General features: G+C 71.6%; 3 protein-coding genes and 1 pseudogene. 3 read left to right on the forward strand and 1 reads right to left on the reverse strand.

Annotated features, from left to right (window positions below):
• Window positions 1-118: 118 nt before the first annotated feature.
• Window positions 119-4,168, reverse strand: coding sequence for a tetratricopeptide repeat protein (locus tag AB0B72_RS38555; protein WP_367744604.1), 4,050 nt, complete (start codon window positions 4,166-4,168; stop codon window positions 119-121).
• 120 nt (window positions 4,169-4,288) lie between these two features.
• On the opposite strand from AB0B72_RS38555, the gene AB0B72_RS38560 reads away from it, so the two are divergent.
• The 3 genes and pseudogenes from AB0B72_RS38560 to AB0B72_RS38570 form a co-directional block, all read left to right on the forward strand.
• Window positions 4,289-4,846, forward strand: coding sequence for a toll/interleukin-1 receptor domain-containing protein (locus AB0B72_RS38560; protein ID WP_367744606.1), 558 nt, complete (start codon window positions 4,289-4,291; stop codon window positions 4,844-4,846).
• Window positions 4,843-5,430, forward strand: a complete 588-nt coding sequence (locus AB0B72_RS38565; protein WP_367744608.1) for a toll/interleukin-1 receptor domain-containing protein — start codon at window positions 4,843-4,845, stop codon at window positions 5,428-5,430. Before AB0B72_RS38560 ends, AB0B72_RS38565 begins: the two co-directional genes overlap by 4 nt.
• Window positions 5,431-5,508: 78 nt before the next feature.
• Window positions 5,509-6,374, forward strand: a pseudogene (locus tag AB0B72_RS38570) (hypothetical protein); the annotation flags it as partial.

Raw genomic sequence — 6,374 nt, forward strand, 5'->3', positions numbered from 1 at the left:
GGGGCCAGCCATTCGGGGGGATTCGTCCACTCAGGATCAGACGGCGACGGGGGGTGCCGGGTTCTGGGACTTGGGTAGATCGTCATTATCGCGATATGTGCCGTGCGTTCGCAGGGGGTTACCCGGCCTGCTCGCCGTCGAGCCAGTGGATGACGGTGTCGAGGGATTCGGCGTCGAGGTGCTCGGCGAGGACCCGGCGGAAGTCCTCCTCTCCCACTGCTTCGCGCTGCCGGCTCAGCCAGTGCAGGTCCAGGACGACCTGCGGCAGCTGGAGCCGCACGCGGATGCTCAGGCTCCGCAGGCTGTACGCCACGCCCTCGGCGGCGTGGCCGGCCTCGGTGTAGAGCCACCCGAGCTGGCCGATCGTCTGGGCCATCCCGGCCTCGTTGCCCAGCTCCTCCTTGATGGCCAGGGACCTGCGGTACCAGGTGAGTGCCTCGTCGGTGTGCTTTCGCTGCTGGGCCAGCATGCCGAGCTGGTGGTAGCCGGCGGCAAGGCCGGGGCGGTCGCGGAGCTGCTCCTTGATGGCGAGGGACCTGCGGTACCACCTCATCGCCTGGTCGTAGTCGTTCCGGAGGACGGCGACGTTGCCGAGCTGGTGATAGCAGGTGGCTATCCCGGCCTTGTTGCCGAGCTCCTCTTCGAGCGCCAGGGACCTGCGGTACTGCTCCAGCGCCTCCTCATGGTCTCCCCGCTCCTGGGCGATGACACCGAGCTGGTGGTGGCCGGCGGCCATGCGGGAACGGTCGCCGAGCTCCTTGTTGACGGCGAGGGACTCGCGGTACCACTCCAGCGCCTGATCGTGGTCTCCCCGCAGGTAGGCGACGTTGCCGAGCTGGTGATAGCCCGCGGCGACGCCGTCCCGGATGCCGAGCTCCTCGAAGACGGCCAGGGCCCTGCGGTACTGCTCCAGCGCCTGCTCGTGGTCTCCCCGCTCCTGGGCGATGACGCCGAGCTGGAGGAGGCCGATGGCCCGGTGCCGGCTCGGGCGGGGGAACCACGACAGCATCTCGTGGTGGAGCTGCTCCTCCCAGCCCCACGCCCCCCAGGTGTGCAACCGCCGGCACACCCACTGGTTCGCATCGGCGGCGGCGATCAGGTCTCCGGCGGCGTGATGGTGATGGCGGGCCTCCACCATGTCGTCGAGGTGGTGTTTCGGGCTCTGCAGCCGCGCCATGACACGCCATCGCCAGTACCCTGCCGCCGCCTCATGCGCCGACCGCATCCTCTCCGGGGCGGTCAACTCCGGGTGGGCCAGGGTGGCGGCCGTCCACCGGTGCACCACGAACGTCGCCTCTCCCCGGTCGTCGACGGCAGGGGTCAGCAGCCCCAGCCGGGTCAGCGCGGTGATCGACGCGTCCAGGCCGTCCGGCTCCACGATCGGCGGCATCCTCATGGCCGCCACGTCCGTGCGCGCCTGCTTCAGCTCCCCTGCAGGCAGGCCGAGGTCCTCCAGCCCGGCGTCAGGCTTCTCGATACGCGCCCGGCGCAGCAGGGCATCCAGGCGGATCAGCCGCTCTTCGCGGTCGGGATCCGGGGCGGTCAGGGTGCCGACCGGCCAGGCGACCCCGGCGCGGTCCACCGGCCGCCGGAACACCGACACCCCGGCAAGCACCCGCCGGGAGAGGTCGTCCAGCAGCGCCACCAGGTCGTGCAGCAGCGTGTCGTCGACCGCCAGCGTGACCGCCTTGGCCAGCACCCCGTCCAGGTCTCCCCCTGCCGTGGTGAACCAGGTGCCCGGATCGGCGATGCCCTGCCGCTCCAGCAGCCGCTCCAGCCGCTCTCGTACGTCGGCGAAGCGCGCCTGACCGCCGCGCAAGAGCGCGTCCAGATACTCCAGCGTGCGGGGATGCCCTCCGACCACCGCCCATGCCCGCCGCTGATCCTCGTACGGCAGCGCGTCCAAACCCGGAAGCCGCCACATCAGCTTCCGCGCCTCCGCCCACGACAACGGGCCCAGATGATGCGTGTGCACCGCCCCATGAGGAGCGGGCAGGTCAACGGGGTGACGGCTGGTGACCACCAATCGCGTTTCGCGGCCGAGCCGCGTCCAGGCGGAGAGGAAGGCCGCCAGCTCCCGGTCCAGGAAGGCCAGGCCATCGGCGACGTCGAGATTGTCCTCGAAGTCGTCCAGCAGCAGGGTGACCGGTGAGACGCCGAGCCGCCGGTTCAGCTCGGCCGGCACGGTGCCGAGCGCCTGGACGAGCCCGTCGAGCCGCACACTCCACGGGTGGTCGAGACGCCGGAGGAACTGGGTCAGATCGCGCAGCCCCTCCCCGGACGCGCCCGCCATGGCGGTGGCCGCCAGCAGCGTGTCGGCGACCTTGCCGAGGATCTGGTCGGGGGTGACGCGCCCGACGGCCGACACGACGAGACCGGCATCGTGCCCCAGCCGTCCGATCAGCTCGGCGGCCAGACTGCTCTTGCCCACGCCGCCGATACCGTGCACCACCACCCCGGCGTGGTCGCGCAGTGCCGCCCGCAGGCCGCGCAGCTCGGCTCGCCGTCCGACGAAGTCGCCCATGGCACGCACCACCACACCGGCGGCGAGCCTGACGGCACGCGGAGGCCTGAGCTTCGCGTCTACGCCGTCGCGTACGTCGTACAGAGGTAAGGAGGGGCCGCGCAGGAAGAGCGCGGGGGTGGCCCACTCGGCCGCCGTCTCGGCGGAACGCCGGGCTTCGAGGTCGCGGCGAGCCTCCGACAGCGCGGTCAGCACCACCGGCGCGGGACGTACGGCCAGCTCCCGGTAGAGCGACGCGGCCAAGGCCGTGGCGTACGAGTCGGTGACCGGCGCGGTCATCGCCAGCACGGCCGGGACCCCGGCGGCCGACAGTCCGCGCGCCAGCCCGCTCAGCGCCGCCTCCCCCTCGGACCGGCCGGAAGCGGCGCGGGCGTCGAGGGCCGTCGAACAGCCCGACAGGACGACCAGCGGCACCCCCTCGTCGCGGGGGATCACGCCGGCCAGCCGCGAGGCCGTGACCTCGTCGATGCCGCCCCGATCGTCCTCCAGCACCAGCACACCCGGCCCGGCATGGCAGGAGATGTGCAGCACGTGGAAACGCTCCTGCTTCAGCGCGTCCTCGACGGCCGACAGGGATCCTTCGTTGAGGATGCGCACGTGCGCCGCCGCGTGCCGCCGCGCGTCGTCCACCGCGTCGAGGATGCGACGCAGCTCCGCCTCCAGGTCGAGCAGCGGGCCGCCGTCAGGCCCGTCCGGTGACGCGGCCACGGCGAGGATCCGCAAGGGGGCCGGGATCCGGATGGCCGGGATGTGCCCATCGGCGGGCAGGTGGCGGAACAGCTCCACGCACGGGTGCAGGGCGAGCGGCCGGTCCTGCCCCGGGAGGATCAGCGTCTCCCACGGCAGCTCGGCCAGATCGCCGTCGACCTGCACGCCCAGGCGCAGAGCGCTGTTACGCCTTCGCGCCCCGGCCATCGCGGAGGCGAGCGCTTGCCCGGCCGCGCCGGACAGGAAGACCTCACCGAGCCCGATGCCGACGTCGCGCAGGCGGGCGTCCAGCAGCGCCCCGGGCTTCTCCACGACGCCCTTGGTGAGCGCCCCGGCGAACCGGCCCTCGCGGGCACGGGTGAGCCGCCAGACCCGTTCCTCAAGTGCGTGCCCGTACGTGCCGGGGGTGTGCGTGGCCTCGGGCTCGCCGCCGGCCGGGCCGAAGGACACCACGTCGCCGGCGATGCGCAGCACGACCTCCCGTGCGCCCTCCGGCCGGTGGTGCCCGTACGGGCCGAGCGGTTCAGCCGGGGGGCGACGGCCGCGCAGGGCGGCGAGCAACTCCTGGTAGGGGCCCTCCTGGTCCTCGCCGCGGAAGTTGAGCACGAACCGGGCGGCGGCGAACGGGCCGATCGGCACGTCGTCGAGCAGCGCCGGGATGAACCCGCGCTCGTCCGGACGGGCGAGCAGGGCCGCGTATTTGGCGGCCGTCATCGGGTCGGCCTCGGTGGCCCGGCTGTAGACGAAGACGGTGCAGGCAGAGGCGCAGATGAGGTCCTCGATGCGGCGGATGACGATGTCGCCGGGCAGGTAGTCCTCCAGCGCGGCCCGCACGCCGTCCAGCGACAGCCGGGCCTGGAGCCTGCGGGCCCATTCGAGGTCGGCCTGGGCGTGCACGACGAACACGTCGTACGTCGTGCCGGCTGGCTCGCTCACCCTGGCCCCACCCCGCGTGCGTCGTCCCGGTCCCTACTATGACGCCGGTCTCGTGCGGAAAGTTGACCATTTGCTGCTACTCAGAGCCACAGAACGCCTACGCCCTTTAGCCTGATCGGCATGGACATGGCCGGGTTGGCCCTCACATTGATCGGCACTCTGGCCGGCGTCGCGGGCGCGTACTTCGCGTGGGTGCCGCTGCGCGGCCGGCTCGCCCGCAGACGTGACCGAGAAGTGCCGGCGGTCACGCCCCCGTCTTCCCCTGGTCCTTCGGCGTACGACGTCTTCGTGTCGTACTCCCACGAAGACGCGGTGCTGGTCAAGGACCTGGTGGCCCGCCTGGAGCGGCGAGGCGTCCGGGTCGCGATCGACGAGGTGGTGATGCGGCCCGGCACGCCGCTGATCCATGCGGTGGAGCAGGCGATCCGCGACTCGGCCCACGGGCTGCTCGTCTTCAGCGCGGCGTCCACGGCGAGCGGCTGGGTGACGAACGAGTACTACGTGCTGATGCAACGATCGATCGAGACCGGCCAGCTGTTCGTGCCCGTGCTGATCGAGGATGTGCCGTTGCCCGAGTTCGCCCGCAGCCGCTTCTACAGCGACCTCCGCGACGCCACCGACGCGCTGCTCGACGAGCGGGCCGGCGAAATCGTCGAGGCGCTGCGGGCCGTGCCGTGACCGACGCCTTCATCTCGTACGCTCCGGAGCACGTGACGTGGGTCCGCTGGCTCGCCGACCGGCTGCGGGATGAGGGCCTGACGGTCGCCTACCGGGAGGTGCTCGCCTCGCCAGGGGCGTCGATCGTCGAGACGCTCGAACGGGCGATCCAGGGCTCGACGCACGGCGTCCTGCTCTTCAGCCGCGCCTCGCTGTCCGACCGGTGGGTCCGGGAGGCGTACGAGAGCCTGATGCGCCGTTCGATCGAAGACGGGCGGCGGTTCATCCCCGTGCTGATCGAGGACGTCGAGCTGCCCGAGTTCGCCGCGAACCGCTTCCACGTGGACTTCTCCCAGGTTGACGGGGCCGACGCCGACCGGCGGCTGGCCGAGCTGGTACGCGCCCTGCGCGGCCGAATGCCCGAGCCGGTAGCCGGGCCGGCCGGCAGGCCGGGGACGAGCGTCCGTTCGGACAAGCCGCGCCGCTGCACCCTGCGGATCACCGTTAGATCTTCTGGGGAAGATCGCGCTGTAGTCGAGGGCATCGCGCCTCAAGCCGCCCGGGATTGGGCGGCGCTTGGTAGATCTTTTATTAGGTGCCAATGACCATGTCTTACGCCGCGCTAGGCACCCGGTTCTGTCGGTGTCAGTCGATAGCGTGGGAGTTGTTGGACCGTTCCGGCGGTGGTGAAGGGGGTGCTCGGGGTGTCGGTTGATTCGATCGATGACTGTTCGGCCGAGGAGCACTCCTCACCCGTGCCGGCCTTCCCCTTTGCCCTCATCAATGGTGTCGGCGCGGCGAGCGGGGCGGTTCCAGAGTTGTTGAAGGGCACCCCGCTTGATCCGTGTTTCGTCTCGCCGGGCAGGGATGACCACAACGCTCATGGCGGCGTTCCGGTGGGTGGGTTGCCCGGCGGTGAGCGGTCAGTCGCCGGTGATGCGGTGGGCGACCCAGGCGGCGCTGCTGTTGGCGCCGGTGCCGGTGTTGGTGACGCTGGTGTTGGGGCGGCGGGGTCGGGGGTGTTGGCGGGTGAGTTGTTGCGGATCGCCGGGCGGTTGGCGGTTGCGGCTGTGCCGGACGTCCCGGCGTTGTGCCTGGATGAGGCGGAGACGTTGATACGGGCGCGGGATCTGGTGACGTCGGCGTTGGCGGCCCGGGTGGAGCGGGTGCATGTCACTGGTGAGGTCAAGGCGCATGGGCATGCCTCCACCGGCACCTGGCTCCGCTCCAGCACTCCCATTCCCAGCCCGGCCACCACAGACCCGGCCACCACAGACCCCGCCACTCCCGATCCGGCCACCACAGACCCGGCCGTCCCCGACTCCGCCACCGGCCTGGCCACTGCCGATCTCCTCTCTCCCGGTGCGGGCGGCACTGTTGCGGCCCGCACGGCAGGCGCGTCCGTCGGCGGTGTTGCGGTCGGTGCTGGTGGAGGGTCGGTGGGGAGGGGCGGTCCGGGGATGGGGAAGGCGGGTGCGGCTCAGCTGATGCGGATGGCCGTGGAGTTGGCTCGTTTGCCGGTGATCCGGGAGCGGTTTGCTTTGGGTCT

Origin of the sequence: Microbispora sp. NPDC049125 (assembly GCF_040802045.1) — a bacterium.
Taxonomy (GTDB): domain Bacteria; phylum Actinomycetota; class Actinomycetes; order Streptosporangiales; family Streptosporangiaceae; genus Microbispora.

Coding starts and splice junctions, on each gene's coding strand:
- AB0B72_RS38560 (WP_367744606.1), top strand. CDS start 4,289: ATGGACATGGCCGGGTTGGCCCTCACATTGATCGGCACTCTGGCCGGC.